The organism is Burkholderia sp. TSV86 (assembly GCF_001522865.1).
Taxonomy (GTDB): domain Bacteria; phylum Pseudomonadota; class Gammaproteobacteria; order Burkholderiales; family Burkholderiaceae; genus Burkholderia.
On record NZ_LOWB01000131.1, the window covers coordinates 1 to 15,597 of the forward strand.

14 protein-coding genes are annotated in these 15,597 nt (G+C 60.6%); 10 read left to right on the plus strand and 4 right to left on the minus strand.

The window, feature by feature from the left end:
- Window positions 1-355 precede the first annotated feature (355 nt).
- The 4 genes from WS68_RS24035 to WS68_RS29435 form a co-directional block, all read right to left on the minus strand.
- Window positions 356-1,756, minus strand: a complete 1,401-nt coding sequence (locus tag WS68_RS24035; protein ID WP_059573229.1) for a heavy metal sensor histidine kinase — start codon at window positions 1,754-1,756, stop codon at window positions 356-358.
- The gene (locus WS68_RS24040) at window positions 1,753-2,424 is read right to left on the minus strand and encodes a heavy metal response regulator transcription factor (RefSeq protein ID WP_059573230.1); all 672 of its coding nucleotides are present in this window, start codon (window positions 2,422-2,424) and stop codon (window positions 1,753-1,755) included. The genes WS68_RS24035 and WS68_RS24040 overlap by 4 nt, the downstream gene beginning before the upstream one ends.
- 292 nt (window positions 2,425-2,716) lie before the next feature.
- Window positions 2,717-2,935 (minus strand): hypothetical protein, encoded by a 219-nt coding sequence (locus WS68_RS29430; RefSeq protein ID WP_156429657.1) that lies wholly within the window; start codon window positions 2,933-2,935, stop codon window positions 2,717-2,719.
- Window positions 2,935-3,084: a hypothetical protein gene (locus tag WS68_RS29435; protein WP_156429658.1), complete on the minus strand. Its 150-nt coding sequence runs from the start codon at window positions 3,082-3,084 to the stop codon at window positions 2,935-2,937. The genes WS68_RS29430 and WS68_RS29435 overlap by 1 nt, the downstream gene beginning before the upstream one ends.
- Window positions 3,085-3,498: 414 nt before the next feature.
- Here WS68_RS29435 and WS68_RS24055 point away from each other — a divergent pair, with 414 nt between their 5' ends.
- The 10 genes from WS68_RS24055 (at window position 3,499) to WS68_RS24100 (ending at window position 15,464) form a co-directional block, all read left to right on the plus strand.
- Window positions 3,499-4,995 carry a TolC family protein gene (locus WS68_RS24055; RefSeq protein WP_059573233.1) on the plus strand — a complete coding sequence of 499 codons (1,497 nt, stop codon included), beginning with the start codon at window positions 3,499-3,501 and terminating at the stop codon, window positions 4,993-4,995.
- Between the two features lies 1 nt (window position 4,996).
- Window positions 4,997-6,292: a copper oxidase gene (locus tag WS68_RS24060; RefSeq protein WP_059573234.1), complete on the plus strand. Its 1,296-nt coding sequence runs from the start codon at window positions 4,997-4,999 to the stop codon at window positions 6,290-6,292.
- A gap of 68 nt (window positions 6,293-6,360) precedes the next feature.
- Complete coding sequence (locus WS68_RS24065; protein WP_059573235.1) at window positions 6,361-6,708, plus strand: copper-binding protein; 348 nt, start codon at window positions 6,361-6,363, stop codon at window positions 6,706-6,708.
- A 62-nt stretch (window positions 6,709-6,770) separates the two neighbouring features.
- Complete coding sequence (copC, locus tag WS68_RS24070) at window positions 6,771-7,145, plus strand: copper homeostasis periplasmic binding protein CopC (protein WP_059573236.1); 375 nt, start codon at window positions 6,771-6,773, stop codon at window positions 7,143-7,145.
- Window positions 7,145-8,086 carry a copper resistance D family protein gene (locus tag WS68_RS24075; protein WP_059573237.1) on the plus strand — a complete coding sequence of 314 codons (942 nt, stop codon included), beginning with the start codon at window positions 7,145-7,147 and terminating at the stop codon, window positions 8,084-8,086. The genes copC and WS68_RS24075 overlap by 1 nt, the downstream gene beginning before the upstream one ends.
- A gap of 262 nt (window positions 8,087-8,348) precedes the next feature.
- Window positions 8,349-8,681 carry a DUF4148 domain-containing protein gene (locus tag WS68_RS27035; RefSeq protein ID WP_082710279.1) on the plus strand — a complete coding sequence of 111 codons (333 nt, stop codon included), beginning with the start codon at window positions 8,349-8,351 and terminating at the stop codon, window positions 8,679-8,681.
- Between the two features lie 285 nt (window positions 8,682-8,966).
- Complete coding sequence (locus WS68_RS24085) at window positions 8,967-9,335, plus strand: hypothetical protein (RefSeq protein WP_059573238.1); 369 nt, start codon at window positions 8,967-8,969, stop codon at window positions 9,333-9,335.
- Between the two features lie 92 nt (window positions 9,336-9,427).
- Complete coding sequence (locus WS68_RS24090) at window positions 9,428-10,720, plus strand: TolC family protein (protein ID WP_059573239.1); 1,293 nt, start codon at window positions 9,428-9,430, stop codon at window positions 10,718-10,720.
- An 11-nt stretch (window positions 10,721-10,731) separates the two neighbouring features.
- On the plus strand, window positions 10,732-12,261 hold the full coding sequence (locus WS68_RS24095) for an efflux RND transporter periplasmic adaptor subunit (protein ID WP_059573286.1): 1,530 nt from the start codon (window positions 10,732-10,734) through the stop codon (window positions 12,259-12,261).
- Window positions 12,258-15,464: an efflux RND transporter permease subunit gene (locus WS68_RS24100; protein ID WP_059573240.1), complete on the plus strand. Its 3,207-nt coding sequence runs from the start codon at window positions 12,258-12,260 to the stop codon at window positions 15,462-15,464. Before WS68_RS24095 ends, WS68_RS24100 begins: the two co-directional genes overlap by 4 nt.
- Window positions 15,465-15,597: the final 133 nt, after the last annotated feature.

The following is a 15,597-nucleotide window of genomic DNA, read 5'->3' on the forward strand; positions in this document are numbered from 1 at the left end:
ATTGCTTTCAGGTTTTAAGGTTTCCATGACCCCATTCTCTCAAAGGTTGAGGTCTCCGAAAAACCCGGGCCGATTCACTCGGCTATCTGACGCCTGCGCAGTTCGCTCGGGCGCACGATGCAAAGCAGCAGTTTTTAACCTCGGACTCTAACTCCAGTTCGGACTAAAACCGGGGGCAGGTCATGCCGCCGGTCTTCGGCAACGGAAAGACTCATGACCACGGTTGCATCAGCTTCGCGTGGGTGCCGCCCGCCCGGCTTAAACCGGAGAATTGATCCGGGCCGGCTGCACATAGCGCCACCCTCGGATGTGGAGTGCCATTCTCGATCTCCTTTAGCGCTTCTGCGTCAAAGGATCACGTGCTGGTCGAATCCGGAAAGCGCAGAGTGAAAGTCGTAGCGGCGTCGCTGCTTGTCGCGTCGATGCTTCCGCGGTGCAACTCCATGATGGATTTCACGATGGCGAGACCGAGCCCTGCGTTCCTGGACGATCCGTGCCGTGCGGTGTCGACTCGATAAAAGCGCTCGAAAATTCGGTCGATGTGCTCGGGCGGGATCGGCCGTCCGTGATTGGTTACCTCGATGACGGCATGCCCCGCTGAGCGACTCGAAGCCAGTACGACGATCGACCCGGTCGCCGCATGGTCGATTGCGTTTGACACGAGATTGCTGACTGCCCGACGAAACAACGTCGCGTCAGCCGATACGCGGGCGTTGCCCTGGATCACGATATCGACGCGCTTCTCGTCAGCGACGCTCTGGAAGTAAGAGGCCAGCCGCATCAGTTCGTGACCGGATTCGAAATCTGACAGCTTGAGGTGCTGCTGCGCGTTGTCGGTACGTGCGAGGAACAGCATGCTTTCGATCATCCGTTGCAGTCGTTCGCATTCCTCGATGTTCGAGCCGATCAACGCCTCGTATTCGTCACGCGTTCTCGGCCGCGACAATGTGACCTGCGACGAGCTGATCACGTTGGCGAGGGGAGTACGCATATCGTGAGCGAGGTCGGAAGAGAACTGCGAGAGGCGCACGAACGCGCGCTCGAGGCGATCCAACATTCGATTGACCGACAGCGCGAGCTCGCGCAGCTCGAGCGGGCCACCGCGTATGTCGAGTCGCTCGCTCAAATTGTGCGCCTCAATCGTCGAGGTCTGGCGGCCCAGGCTTTCCACCGGGCGAAGGCCTCGGCGGGCGATCGCATAACCCAAGCCGCCGAGCAATGCCGCGCCGGCTGCGACCGCAAGCCAGATGTCGACGCAATAGTTTTCCATAAGCGACTGCCGGTCAGTCGCGGTTCGCACAAGCGAGACCTGTATGTCTTCGCCGGATGGCAACTTGTCTCTCGCGAAAATGCAGCGTGACGGCCCGATTCCCTCCGGCTCGCACGTGTATGGAACACGAGACGGATGGCCGCCGGTGGCGATCGACCTCAACGTCACGCCCGGCCCGGCCGTGTGCTCGATGAGCGGATTGTTTTGCGCGTCGTAGATACCGAGGTAGACGCCGGGGTGCGAGAGAAGTACCTCATGAAACGTCGCGGGAGTCGCGCGAACGCCCTGTGTCGAACCGCTGGCGTGAGCCAACTGCAAAAACTGACTCAGCTTGCCGCTAATCTCGATATCGTCGCGCCGCTGCAATTCGGTCGACAGGGATCGATACAGACAAGCACCGGTCAACGCAAACGCTATGCTGGCGACGACGGCAAAGGCGACCGTCAACCGCGTGAGCAGCGAGTAAGGCGCCGCCTTTTCCGTCATGAACGATCCTCGAGCACGTATCCCATGCCTCGGATGGTGTGGATCAGCTTTTTGTCATATGAATTGTCGACCTTGGCGCGCAAGCGCTTGATCGCGGCGTCGACGACATTCGTATCGCTGTCGAAGTTCATGTCCCAAATCTGCGAGGTGATGAAAGTACGCGTCAAAACCTCACCCTCCCGATCAGCCAGAAGCTGCAGCAACGCGAACTCCTGTGCGGTCAGCTCGATGCGATTGTCACCGCGGCGGACTCGCCGCTTAAGCAGGTCAATCTCCATGTCCGCAATGAGCAGAATGTCCCGGACGCTTCTGGGTGCGCGCCGGAGCAAGGACCGGATGCGGGCGAGAAATTCCGCGTAGGCAAACGGTTTGAGCAGATAGTCGTCGGCGCCGAGTTCAAGTCCGGTTACCTTGTCCTCGATAGCCTCGCGGGCGGTAAGCAGCAGCACCGGCATCTGCTTTTCCGCTCGGAGGCGCTTGAGCACCTCGAACCCGCTCAGTTCCGGGAGCATGACGTCGAGCACGACGAGGTCAAAATTTTCATGCAGCGCGAGGAACAATCCAATTTTGCCGTTCTCGGCAACATCGACGGTATAGCTCGCTTCCGTCAGCCCCTTTCGGAGGTATGACGCCATTTTGGGTTCGTCTTCGACTATGAGTATCCGCATGGAAGTGCAGTAGACCTATCAACGGGCTCGGCGTAGCAAGCGCTGCGCCCAGCATACGGGCGAGAAAGGGTATGAAACATGACGGCTTGGTGACAATTTTTTCATGAATCCGCGATGGTCGCAGCCGGCGAGCGCTGCCCCCATCGCTGGATGAAAAAATGGTCATTTTTCGACCACGCCGTTGTCACACATCGGCCGATAAGCTAGATCCCGGCTAAACCGCTGGTGGCCACCCCGAACACGTTATCGAAGTTATCGTAGCGAACTGCTCGTGCTAAGCTCTGCACCCATGTCATATTGGCGCAAATTCTTCATCGTCGTGCTGTTGGCGCTGAGCCTGCCGGTTCAGTCGTTTGCGGCTGTCTCGATGAAATGCGTTACCTCGCATGCCGAAGCCGGCGAAACGCCAATCGTTCATGCCGAGCAACGCATGTCCGAGCATCATCACGACATGCGCGCAACGGCGCTCGCGGCCGACGACCATCACACCCGTCACCACGGCGGTGGCCATCACGCGCATTCATGTGCGACATGTGAGGCCTGCTGCTTCGGCACCGGGTTACCGGCGGTGCCGGCCGTCGTCATATCCTCGGACGCAACACGCGTCGTCACGTCCATTCCGCCTTGTGCCGGTGTCGTGTCTTTCCTGACCGACGGCATCGAGCGACCTCCTCGCTACGCCCTCATCTAATTTTCCACCGCGGGTAGCACGCGGGATGTGCCATTCGTACTGACGGCCCTGCATGGGCCCGTCAGGTGATTTACGACGAGAAAATCTATGCGACTGATTTCTGCGGCGCTGCTTGGCGCGGCGGCTTCATTGCCGACGCTCGTGCACGCCACAAAGACGATTCCCGACCCGACGGATGCAGCGGCGTCCGTCCCGGCGATTTCGGCGGCGTCGGCCTTCGACGGCTATCGCCGATACAACGATGCCGGCAATCTGACTTGGCAACAACTCAATCAAGCGGTCCAGGACAAGCCAGCCAACGGCGGCGTGACGCACGGCGGCGCGATGAACGAGCCAGTTGGCGATCGCAAGTCGAATCATTCGCAGCATGGAAAGCCCGCCAAATGATGAAACGATTCGTTTCAACACGCATGAGCGCGGGTGTTGCTTTCATGGTGCTTCTGGCCGGTTGTACCACCTTCTCGAAGGACGGCGGATTCGGTGCGGTGTCGTCGATCGCCACGGAGCGGCTCGGCAAGGACGCGGTTGTCGTCAAAACCGATACCGATCGGGACACAGTGGCGAAGCGGACGCAGGAATTGCTTGCCAAGCCGCTCTCGATGGACGATGCCGTACAGATCGCGCTGCTGAACAATCGAGGATTGCAGGCATCGTATGCGGAATTGGGGCTTTCGGAGGCCGATCTGGTGCAGGCGGGGCGGCTGCCGAATCCGGGCTTCACGTTCAGCCGCACGCGAGCGGGCAATGGCGATCTGAGCATCGGCCGTACGTTTTCGGCGAACGTACTGAGCATTCTGACCTTGCCTTTCGCCGCACATCTCGAGAGCCGGCGCTTCGAGCAAACGAAACTCGAGACCGCCGATGCGATGCTGAAGCTCGCGGCCGAGGCGAGGCGCGCCTATGTCAACGCAGTGGCCGCCGAGCAGGCTGCCAATTACGCGAACCAGGTGAAGGACTCTGCCGACGCAGGGGCCGAACTGGCTTCGCGCATGCGGCAGGCGGGGAACTTCAGCAAGCTCGATTATGCGCGGGAGCAGGCGTTCTACGCCGACTCGATCGCCCAGGTCGCCAAGGCCCGGCAGCTAGCGGTATCGGCTAGGGAGAAACTCACACGCACGATGGGCGTATGGGGTACCGGCACGCAGTACATCTTGCCTGATCGCTTGCCGGACCTGCCGAAGGAGCGGCCGGAACTGAAGGATCTCGAGCAGTTCGCGATGCAGAACCGGCTCGACATTCAGGCGGCGAAGTTGCGGACGCAGGGGGTTGCTTCGTCTCTGGGCCTGAGCAAGGCAACGCGGTTCATCAACGCACTCGATGCCGGCTATCAGAACAACTACGAGACCGACAAGGGCCACGAGCACGGCTACGAAATCAGCATCGAAATCCCCATTTTCGATTTCGGCAGTGCCAAGGTCGCCCGCGCGCAGGCCATCTACATGCAGTCTGCGAACCGACTTGCGCAAACGGCGATCGATGCGCGATCGGAGGTACGTGAGTCGTATTCCGCTTACGCCAGCAGTTACGACGTAGCGAAGCACTATCGTGACGAGGTCGTGCCGATCCGCAAGACGATCTCTGACGAATTATTGCTCCGCTACAACGGCATGCTTGCCAGTGTTTTCGAACTACTCGCCGACTCGCGCGAGCAAGTCAGCGCGGTGAACAGCTATATCGACGCGCTGAAGGATTACTGGCTGGCGGAAACGGATCTCCAGCAAGCGCTGGGCGGACGTCTGCCGCAGGCCGACGCCACACCGGCCGCGTCCACGCCGACGGACGTGCAATCGTCAGCGAAACCGTCCACGGCAACGACGGCCCAGCCGGCGTCAGCATCCACAGTACAACCGGCGCACGAAATGCATTCGGAAGGTAAATAACATGGTGTCCCGTCGACAATTCCTCAGCGGCTCGGGGGCCGCAATCCTCGGCGCCGCGATGGTCAGCAAGGCCGGCGCGGCTTCGTTGCCGGAAGCGCCAACCATGGCGAAGGCGACGATGCAGCCGCCGCTCGTGCCGCCCAATGGCCGCCCATACACACCGGTCGCGACGTTGAACGGCTGGACGTTGCCGTGGCGGATGAAGAATGGCTGGAAGGAGTTTCATCTGACAGCCGAGCCCGTGGTGCGTGAAATGGCCCCCGGGATGAAGGCGAATCTGTGGGGCTACAACGGCCAGTCACCCGGCCCGACGATCGAGGCCGTCGAAGGCGACAAGGTCCGCATCTTCGTCACCAACAAGTTGCCCGAGCATACGACGATCCATTGGCACGGGATGCTGCTGCCGAACGGCATGGACGGTGTCGGCGGCTTGACGCAGCCGCACATCCCGTCCGGCAAGACGTTCGTATACGAGTTTCAGCTCGAGAAGCACGGCACCTTCATGTATCACCCGCACGCCGACGAGATGGTGCAGATGGCGATGGGCATGATGGGCATGTTCATCGTGCACCCGAAGGACCGTAGTGTAATGCCGGTCGACCGCGATTTCGTGTTCCTGCTGTCCGCCTACGACATCGACCCGGGCAGCTTCACGCCGCGCGTCAACGAGATGACCGACTTCAACATGTGGACCTTCAACTCGCGCGTGTTCCCTGGTATCGATCCATTGCCGATTCGGGCTGGCGATCGCGTGCGAATCCGGTTTGGCAATCTGACGATGACGAACCACCCGATTCACCTGCATGGCTACCACTTTGAGGTGGCAGGTACGGATGGTGGCTGGATTCCGCCGGCGGCCCGCTGGCCGGAGGTGACGGCCGACGTTGCGGTTGGCCAGATGCGTGCGATCGAATTTACCGCGGACCGGCCGGGAGATTGGGCGTTTCATTGCCACAAGTCGCATCACACGATGAATGCGATGGGGCACAGCGTGCCGACCATGATTGGCGTGCCGCAGAAGGACCTGGCCAAGCGCATCAATAAGCTGGTGCCCGACTACATGGCAATGGGCAGCACCGGTGGCGCAATGGGCGAGATGGAAATGCCGCTGCCCGACAACACGCTGCCGATGATGACGGGTACGGGCCCATTCGGGCCGCTGGAGATGGGCGGCATGTTCACGGTCGTCAAGGTTCGGCGCGGGCTCGGGCGGAACGACTATCGTGATCCCGGCTGGTTCAAGCATCCCAAAGGCACCGTTGCATACGAATACACCGGCGAATTGCCGGACAGCTGATTGACACAACAAGGCCGGGGCCACCCCCCAAGCGTTGGTTTCATCACCTCAACTCTGGAGATAGCACGATGAAGAAAGCACTGTTTTCAATAGCAATGGGCTGCGCGCTGGCGTTCTCTGCGTCGACGTATGCAGCAGGCGATATGAGCAACATGAACATGAGCGGCGACGCAAAGCAAAGCGCCGACGCGCCGGGCAGCATGTCGCACGGCGAAATCAAGAAGATCGACACGGCTGCAGGCAAGCTGACCATCAAGCATGGTCCGCTCGAAAACCTCGGTATGGGAGCGATGACGATGGTGTTCAAGGCCAAGGATCCGGCGATGCTGTCGCAGGTGAAGGTCGGCGACAAGATCGATTTCGTTGCCGAGGAAGTCAACGGCGCCTTGACCGTCGTCAAGCTGCAGAAACAGTGATGACAAATGACGGGGGCGCGCATGCCGCAGTCCCCGTTTCATTCTTCGAGATAAGCAACAATATGAAGACTTCGACTCTCAGACATTTCGCCGGCCTCGCTATCGCTGGTGCTGTTGCATCCGCGCCCCTCGCCGCGTTCGCACACGGCAAACTGGAAAGCGCAACGCCGGCGCCGGGCAGCACCGTCGACGCTACGCCAGACGCATTGCGCCTGACTTTCAATGAAGACCTCGAGTCGACCTTCAGTTCGGTGAAAATCGCCGATGCGACCGGTGCACCGGTGACGAAGGAAAAAGCGAAGATCGATGCGACCAATCCGCGCGTCATGACGCTTGCCGTACCGAAGCTCGCATCCGGCGCGTATACGGTTCAGTGGGCTGTCATGACTGCGGACGCGCACAAGACCAAGGGTGTCTACACGTTCAAGGTGAAGTAATGAACGACGGGTTCCTGGGCATCCTGCGTCTGATCGCGGTGGCGATTCAGAATGTTGGCTTCGCGGTGATCGTGGGCGGGTTACTCAGCAGCCGTTGGCTTGTGCGGGGAGACTCCACGTGGCAAGCCGGCGTTGGCCGCCGGCTTGCCATGACAATTCGGATGGCGTCCATTCTTTCTCTGCTGGCGAGCATGCTGTCGTTCTGGGCACATTGTGCGTTGATGAGTGATTCGACGCTGCTCGAGGCTGGGCCTGCCGTGTGGTCCATGCTCGTAGGAACCGGCTTTGGACATGCGTGGCTGGCCGGGGCGATTTTCATGCTTTGCGTTGTCGTATTGGTATTCCTGCGCCAGGGCAGCGAGAAGCGCTTCGCGTTGGGGATATGGGTTGCATTGGCCTGCGTTGCGTTGGCGCGCAGCAACAGCGGTCATCCGGTCGATACGGGGCCCTTCAGCCTGCCGGTGTGGGTGGACTGGTTGCATCTGCTGGCCATTAGTACGTGGGTGGGGCTCGTTCTGGTGACGACCTACGTCGTGATGCCGAGCCTGCTTGATGCGCCTGCAAGCGAGCGGCAAACCAGTGCGTCGTTCGTGCAATCGCTCTCAGACGCGTCGACTTATGCATTGATGATTTTGTTCAGCACCGGGGCATACAACGGATGGAGATGGATCGATACGCCGGTGAATCTAGGGGGATCGGCATACGGCCAGATTCTTTTGTTGAAACTTGTGCTCGTGCTGGTTGCGGCCGCGCTCGGCGGACATAACCGCTTCTTCGAGATGCCGACGCTGCTGTCGACGCTCAGGATACCGACGAAATCAGAATTTACTAAGCCGCTTCGGCGCTTCGGTGCTGTACTCCACGTCGAATCCCTGATTCTACTGGGCGTTCTGACGGTTGCTGCCGTGCTCGTTTCGAGTCCGTTGCCGGGAACGACGTGATTCGTCCGATGCATTCCGTTCGTGCACGTCGCCGAGTCACTCATGGGAGAGCGATTCGTAAGGGATCTTGTCTTTGTCAGCCCGGCTGATTAGGCCGGGCTTTTTTAGGTAACCGCGCGTGGTGCCGCAGGGTACGACTGAAAATAAAAGCAGCATGATCAAAAAATCATCTTCATGTCACGGTCCGATCAGGGCTACCTCTTCAGAATAGATCTCAATGGAGCCGTAGGTGCGGCTGCGTACTTCACAATGGAGAGAAAACATGAAACTTGAAATCATTGCTGCCGTCGTTATTTCCGCTTTCGCCTCCACGTCTGCATTTGCCGATGGCGGTCACGCCTATCCCGTTGTCGCACTAGACAGCAGCGCCGTCGCTGGCGCCAGTGTGATTTCGCCCGCGGCGTTGCAGGCACAAAGCGCAAATACCGTATCGTCAGGCAAGACTCGGGAGCAGGTTCGGCAAGAGCTGATCCAGGCTTATCACGATGGTTTGTTGCCGACGAGCAAGCTCGACTATCCGCCTAGCGAAGCGACGATCGCACGCAACAAGGAACTCCACCGGCTGGTTGAGCCGAAGTGGGCCGCTCAACATTGATGCACGCGTCGCTGTTCAAAACCTGGCGCGGCGTGTTCCGAACGGCCGCGCATTCAACCTGGCTGGCTCGTGCTCGACACGAGCAGACAGACCGCTCGCGCAATCCAGGCCAAGTTTGATGCAGTCGCTGAATGGCGTAACTTGTCTCTTGGCCAGGCACGCAAGCGCTGTACTCAAATTCAGCATGAACTCGTCGTGGCGCTCGTATCGAGCGTATGTTTCGGGGCCTAAACATCATTGCAATTGCGCTGCAATCGGCGGTATCGCAGGACTATAATGCGGCCTATGAAATTGCTCCGGACTATCCTCCTGTTGTTGCTTTGCGCGATGCTGCCCATCAGTGGGTTGGCAGCGAGCGGGCTGACCGGCGAATGTCCGATGCAGCAATCCATGTCCATGGACTCGGATTCGAGTATGTCCGCCGATATGCGCGGCTGCGATTCGATGAACTCGTCGTCGCCGGGAAAAGCCGCTGCGAAGGGCGTGTTCTGCAAGGCCACCGCCGAGTGCCAGTTCGGCAGCCTCTATCATCCAACGGCATGTGCCGACGTCAGCCGTCCTGCGGCGTTGGTCTGCTCGGTCGTCTTCCACTACGTCGATTCACTTCCGGTTCGCGACCCCAATGGGCTGTGGCGACCTCCGCGTCTCATCTAATCCCACGCTGACAGGTTCACCGCGCATGCGGTGAGGTTCGTCCTATGCCAGGACGTGGAATCCCTATGGGATTTCGCCGTTGGGGTTAGACCATGCCATTTATTTTTGGCACGCCGCGCGGTCGGCGTGCTCTTCGGCGCGTGCCCATCCTTGTTGCCGCGCTGCTTGTCGCGGGCGTCGGGCATGCGCAGCAAGCTCCTTTCACGCTCGACGCGGCCCTGCAGTCGGCCAGCGACCATTCGGCATCGATGCAAGCCGCGCAAGCGTCCATCCGTGCCAGCTCGGAGGCGGCCGTCAAGGCCGGCCAACTTCCTGATCCGATGCTCAAAGCCGGTATCGATAACCTGCCGGTGAACGGGCCGCAGCGGTTCACGGTCGGTCAGGATTTCATGACGATGCGGCGCATTGGCATCGAGCAGGAGTGGGTGTCCGGCGACAAGCGGCGTCTTCGTTCGGCGCTGGCCAGCGAAATGGTCGGGCGCGAGCGGGCCGGTTATCTGATGCAGCTCGCAAATGTCCGCCAGCAAACCGCGGCTGCCTGGCTCAACGCCGTCTACGCAAAGCAAGCCGTCGCGCTCCAGCAAGCATTGCTGGCTCACATGACGCACGAACTGGCGGCCACCCAAGCCTCCTACCGCGGTGCGAAGGCCAGCGCGGCCGATGTAGTCCAGGCGCAAGCGATGCTGGCACAGACGCAAGACCAGGTACTCAAAGCGCAGCAGACCTACCAAACCGCACTCATTGCGCTATCGCGTTGGACGGCGGTACCCGCATCCGATGTGAGCGGTGAACCGCCGGCGCCGGAATCGTTCGTGTCGTCGTTGCCGCCCGACGAATTGCGCCTTTCGCAGCCGACACTCGTGGCGGCTGCCGACGATATCGCGGTGGCCGAAGCCGATACTGCAGTCGCGAACAGCGAACGCAGTCCGAACTGGACGTGGGAAGTCGCTTACCAGCAGCGCGGCGGTGCGTATTCGAACATGGTGTCGGTGGGCGTGACCATCCCGCTGCCGCTGAACCGAAAGAACCGTCAGAACCGAGACGTCGCCGAAAAAGCCGAACTGGCGACGAAGGCTCGGTTGATGTACGACGACACGCTTCGGCAGATCCAGACCGATATCCGCACGCAGTCCGCTACGCTGACGAGCGGCCGCGAGCGTATCGCCAACCTGAGCCGGTCGCTTCTGCCTGCCGCTGACCAGCGCGTGCAACTCGCCGACGCTGCCTACCGGGCCGGCACCGGCTCGCTTGCGGACACGTTTGCTGCCCGCCGCGCGCAATTGGAAGCGCAGCTTCAAGTGCTCGATCTGAAGCGCGAGGTGTCGCAAACCTGGGCCCGGCTCGAATATCAAGTGGTTCCGTCAACGATGGCCGTAGCCCAGTGAAGGAGCGCAACATGACGAAGAAACCACTGATGCGCGCAATTTTTGCGGCATTCGCCGGCGCAGCGTTGCTTGGCGCAGGCTATTTCGCCGGCACGCGCCATGCCTCGACGAACGAGACGGCGATGTCTGCCGCCAACGCCGCTTCGGGCGACAAAATCGACCCGAAGACCGGCCGGAAGGTGCTGTACTGGCACGACCCGATGGTGCCGAGCCAGCACTTCGACAAGCCTGGTAAGTCTCCCTTCATGAACATGCAACTCGAACCGGTTTACGCCGATGAAGGCGGCAGTGCGTCCGGCATCAAGATCGACTCGGGCCTGCAGCAGAATCTCGGGATTCGCTATGCGACCGTTCGCCGGCAAGAGACAGCGGCTGGATTCGACGCGGTCGGCACCACACAGTTCGACGAATCCCGCTCGGACGTCGTTCAATCGCGTGTGACCGGTTACATCGATCACCTGTACGCCAGTGCGCCGATGCAGCGCATCGCCAAGGGCGAGCCGATCGCATCTCTGTTCGTGCCTGACTGGCTGGCACCGCAAGAGGAATATCTTGCGCTCAAGCGCGGCGGGCTGGATAGCAGCCTGCTCGATGCGTCGCGTGCGCGGATGCGTGCACTGTCGATTCCGGACGGCGTGATCGCGAGCCTCGACAGGACCGGCAAAGCGCAAACCCATGTCGTTCTATCGTCACCGGAGACGGGCGTCGTTAGCGAACTCAATGTTCGGGACGGCGCGATGGTGGCACCCGGGCAGACGTTGGCAAAGATTGCCGGCCTGTCGAAGCTCTGGCTGATCGTCGAGATTCCGGAGGCGCTTGCGCTGACGGTGCAGCCGGGAATGGCGGTCGACGCGACGTTTGCCGGTGATCCGGCGCAACACTTCACCGGGCACATCCGCGAAATCCTGCCGGGCATCAGCACGAGCAGCCGCACGCTGCAGGCTCGCCTGGAAATCGACAATGCATCGCTGAAACTGACGCCCGGCATGCTGATGCGTGTGCGCGTCGCCGGCCGGAAGAACGTTTCTCGATTGCTCGTGCCGTCCGAAGCGGTCATTACCACCGGCAAGCGATCGGTCGTCATCGTTAAGAACAGCGACGGTCGCCTGCAGCCTGCCTCGGTAACCATCGGCAATGATGCCGGCGACGAAACCGAAGTGCTCAGTGGATTGAACGAAGGCGATACCGTCGTCGCGTCGGGACAGTTCCTCATCGATTCGGAGGCGAGCCTCAAGTCCGTTCTGCCACGGCTTGAAGGAAACGCCGGCTCGAATGTAGCGATGCCCGCATCGGGTCCGGCCACCGCCGTGCAATCTTATGAGACCACCGGCAAGGTCGAAAAGGTCACGGCCACGGACATCACGTTTTCTCACCAACCCGTGCCGGCGCTCGGCTGGGGGGCGATGACGATGGCGTTCAACAAGCCGGCTGCAAACGCCTTTCCTGACGTAAAGGCCGGGCAGACCGTGCATTTCGTCTTCGAGCAAACGGACGACGGCTACCAATTGACGAAGGTTGAACCGCTCGGAGGCGCCAAATGATTGCGCGTGTCATCCACTGGTCCATTCACAACAGGCTCCTGGTGCTGCTCGCGACCGTGCTCATCGCTGCGTGGGGCGTTTACTCGCTCAAGGAAACGCCGCTCGACGCATTGCCCGACCTCTCGGATACACAGGTCATCATCAAGGCTTCGTATCCCGGCAAGGCTCCGCAGGTCATCGAGGACCAGGTGACGTATCCGCTGACAACGACGCTGCTCGGCGTACCGGGCGCGAAGACCATTCGCGCGTACTCATTGTTCGGCGATGCATTCGTCTACGTGCTGTTCGACGACAAGACTGATCAGTATTGGGCACGCTCACGTGTGCTGGAGTACCTGAATCAGGTACAAAGCCGTCTGCCTCAGGGCGCGACCGTTTCGCTCGGACCCGACGCGACGGGTGTCGGCTGGGTATACGAGTACGCACTCGTTGACCGGAGCGGGAAGCACGACCTCGGGCAGTTGCGTGCACTCAATGACTGGTTCCTCAAGTTTGAGCTGAAGTCGGTGCCTGATGTCTCCGAAGTCGCCAGCATTGGCGGCATGGTGCGCCAATACCAGGTCGTATTGGACCCCGACAAGTTGCGCGCCTATGGCATCACGCAATCGACGGTTGCCGATGCGCTTGGCAAGGCGAACCAGGAGTCCGGCGGCTCGGTCGTCGAACTCGCCGAATCCGAGTATATGGTGCGCTCGTCCGGCTATCTGCGCTCGCTGGATGACTTCCGCCATATCGTGCTCCGCACGAACGACACTGGCACGCCCGTGCTGTTGGGCGACGTTGCGCGTATCCAGATCGGTCCGGAGATGCGCCGCGGCATCGCCGAGCTGAACGGCGAAGGGGAGGTCGCTGGTGGCGTCATCGTCATGCGTTCGGGCAAGAACGCTTTGAACACTATCGGCGCGGTAAAGGCAAAGCTCGAGGATCTGAAGCACTCGTTGCCAGCCGGCGTCGAGGTTGTCACGACTTACGACCGCTCGCAGCTTATCGAGCGCGCGGTCGGCAACCTGAAAGACAAGCTCATCGAGGAATTCATCATCGTTGCGCTCGTCTGTGCAGTATTTCTGTTCCATCTGCGCAGCGCGTTCGTCGCCATTTTGTCGCTGCCGCTTGGCGTGCTGGCTGCATTCATCGTCATGCGTTACCAGGGCGTGAATGCGAACCTGATGTCGCTGGGCGGCATCGCGATTGCGATCGGCGCGATGATCGACGCGGCCATCGTGATGATCGAAAATGCACACAAGCATTTGGAAGCCTATGAGCATGAGCATCCGGAATTGCCGATATCAATGGCGCATCGTTGGAAGCTGATCGCGACGTCTGCAGCGGAAGTCGGGCCGGCGTTGTTCTTCTCGCTGCTCATCATCACGCTGTCGTTCGTTCCTGTCTTCTCGCTCGAAGGCCAGGAAGGCAAGCTGTTTTCGCCGCTCGCCTTTACGAAGACGTACACGATTGCCGCTGCCGCCGGATTGTCCGTGACGCTTGTGCCCGTGCTGATGGGCTATCTGATCCGTGGGCGCATTCCGCATGAAAACGCGAACCCCATCAACCGCGTGTTGATTCAACTGTACAAGCCACTACTTGACGGAACACTGCGGCGTCCATGGTTCGCGATCGGTCTGGCGGCCGCTGCATTGGCGCTGACGATTATCCCGATCTCGCGGCTCGGAGGCGAGTTCATGCCGCCGCTCGATGAGGGCGACTTGCTGTACATGCCGACTGCACTGCCCGGAATGTCGGCGGCAAAGGCATCGGAGCTGTTGCAGCAGACTGATCGGCTGATCAAGACGGTGCCCGAGGTGGCAACGGTATTCGGCAAGTCCGGACGCGCCGATACGGCGACCGACCCCGCGCCGCTGGAGATGTTCGAGACGACGATACAGTTCAAACCACGTGATCAGTGGCGGCCTGGCATGACGCCGGAGAAGCTCGTCGACGAGTTGGACCGGACCGTCAAGGTGCCGGGCCTGTCGAACGTCTGGGTACCGCCGATCCGGAACCGGCTCGACATGCTGTCCACGGGTATCAAGACGCCGGTCGGGGTCAAGATCTCAGGGCCCGACCTGACGCAAATCGACAGCATTGCGACGCAGGTCGAAGCGGCCGTGAAGAACGTGCCCGGCGTGACATCCGCGCTGGCGGAGCGACTGAACGGCGGCCGATACATCGATGTCGACATCGATCGGCTCGCGGCCGCACGATATGGTTTGTCGGTCGCGGACGTCCAGTCGGTCGTGTCGTCGGCTGTCGGTGGCGAAAACGTCGGCGAGGCGATCGCCGGCCGCGAGCGCTTTCCGATCAATATCCGTTATCCACGCGAAGTCCGGGACTCGCTTGAAAAGTTGCGGCAGTTGCCCGTCGTCACGGACCGAGGTGCGCAAATTCAACTCGGCGACGTTGCGCACATCACGATCGCCGACGGTCCGCCGATGATTCGCAGCGAGAATGCGCGGCTGTCCGGCTATGTGTACGTGGATATCCGCAATACGGATCTTCAGTCCGCAGTGCAGGCCATGCAGAAGGCCGTTGCGCGGCAGGTCAAACTTCCGCCAGGCTATTCAATCGCCTGGTCGGGACAGTTCGAGTATCTGGAGCGGGCAGCGGCAAAGCTGCGTATGGTCATCCCCGTTACGCTCGCCGTCATCTTCGTGCTGCTGTTCCTGACGTTCAATTCCGCAGCGGATGCATTGTTGCTGATGTCGACCGTGCCGTTTGCACTCGTCGGCGGGTTCTGGCTCATCTGGATGCTGGGGCACGCGGTCTCCGTCGCAACGTCGGTCGGTTTCATTGCCCTGGCTGGCGTGGCCGCCGAATTCGGCGTCGTGATGCTACTTTACCTGAAGGGTGCATTGAACCGGCGGCTGGAAGCGGGCGAGCCGCTCACTGAAGCATTGCTGCTCGATGCGATTCGCGAAGGCGCTGTGTTGCGTGTGCGGCCGAAAGCAATGACGGTCGCGGTCGTGCTGGCCGGCCTCATTCCCATCATGATGGGGCAGGGTGCCGGCTCCGAAGTCATGCAGCGTATTGCCGCCCCGATGGTGGGTGGCATGATTACTGCGCCGTTGCTTTCCATGTTCGTGATCCCGGCTGCCTGGATGCTGCTGCAGGGCCGTCGTGTGCGAGCGGCCAGTGATGCACCAACGTTCGATTCAATACCATCTAGCTCGAAAACGGGTTTTCCCCGGTCTGGAGAAAACCGATGAAGAGCCTGTTCGTTTCCGTCTGACGCAATGGCGCGTTTGGACGGAGGAGCCGTTCACGAATATTGGAGAAGCCGTGAAGTCATCTGGTGTGCCGGCCAAGATGATTCGTCACTGTGAGGAAGTTTCAGGGCTG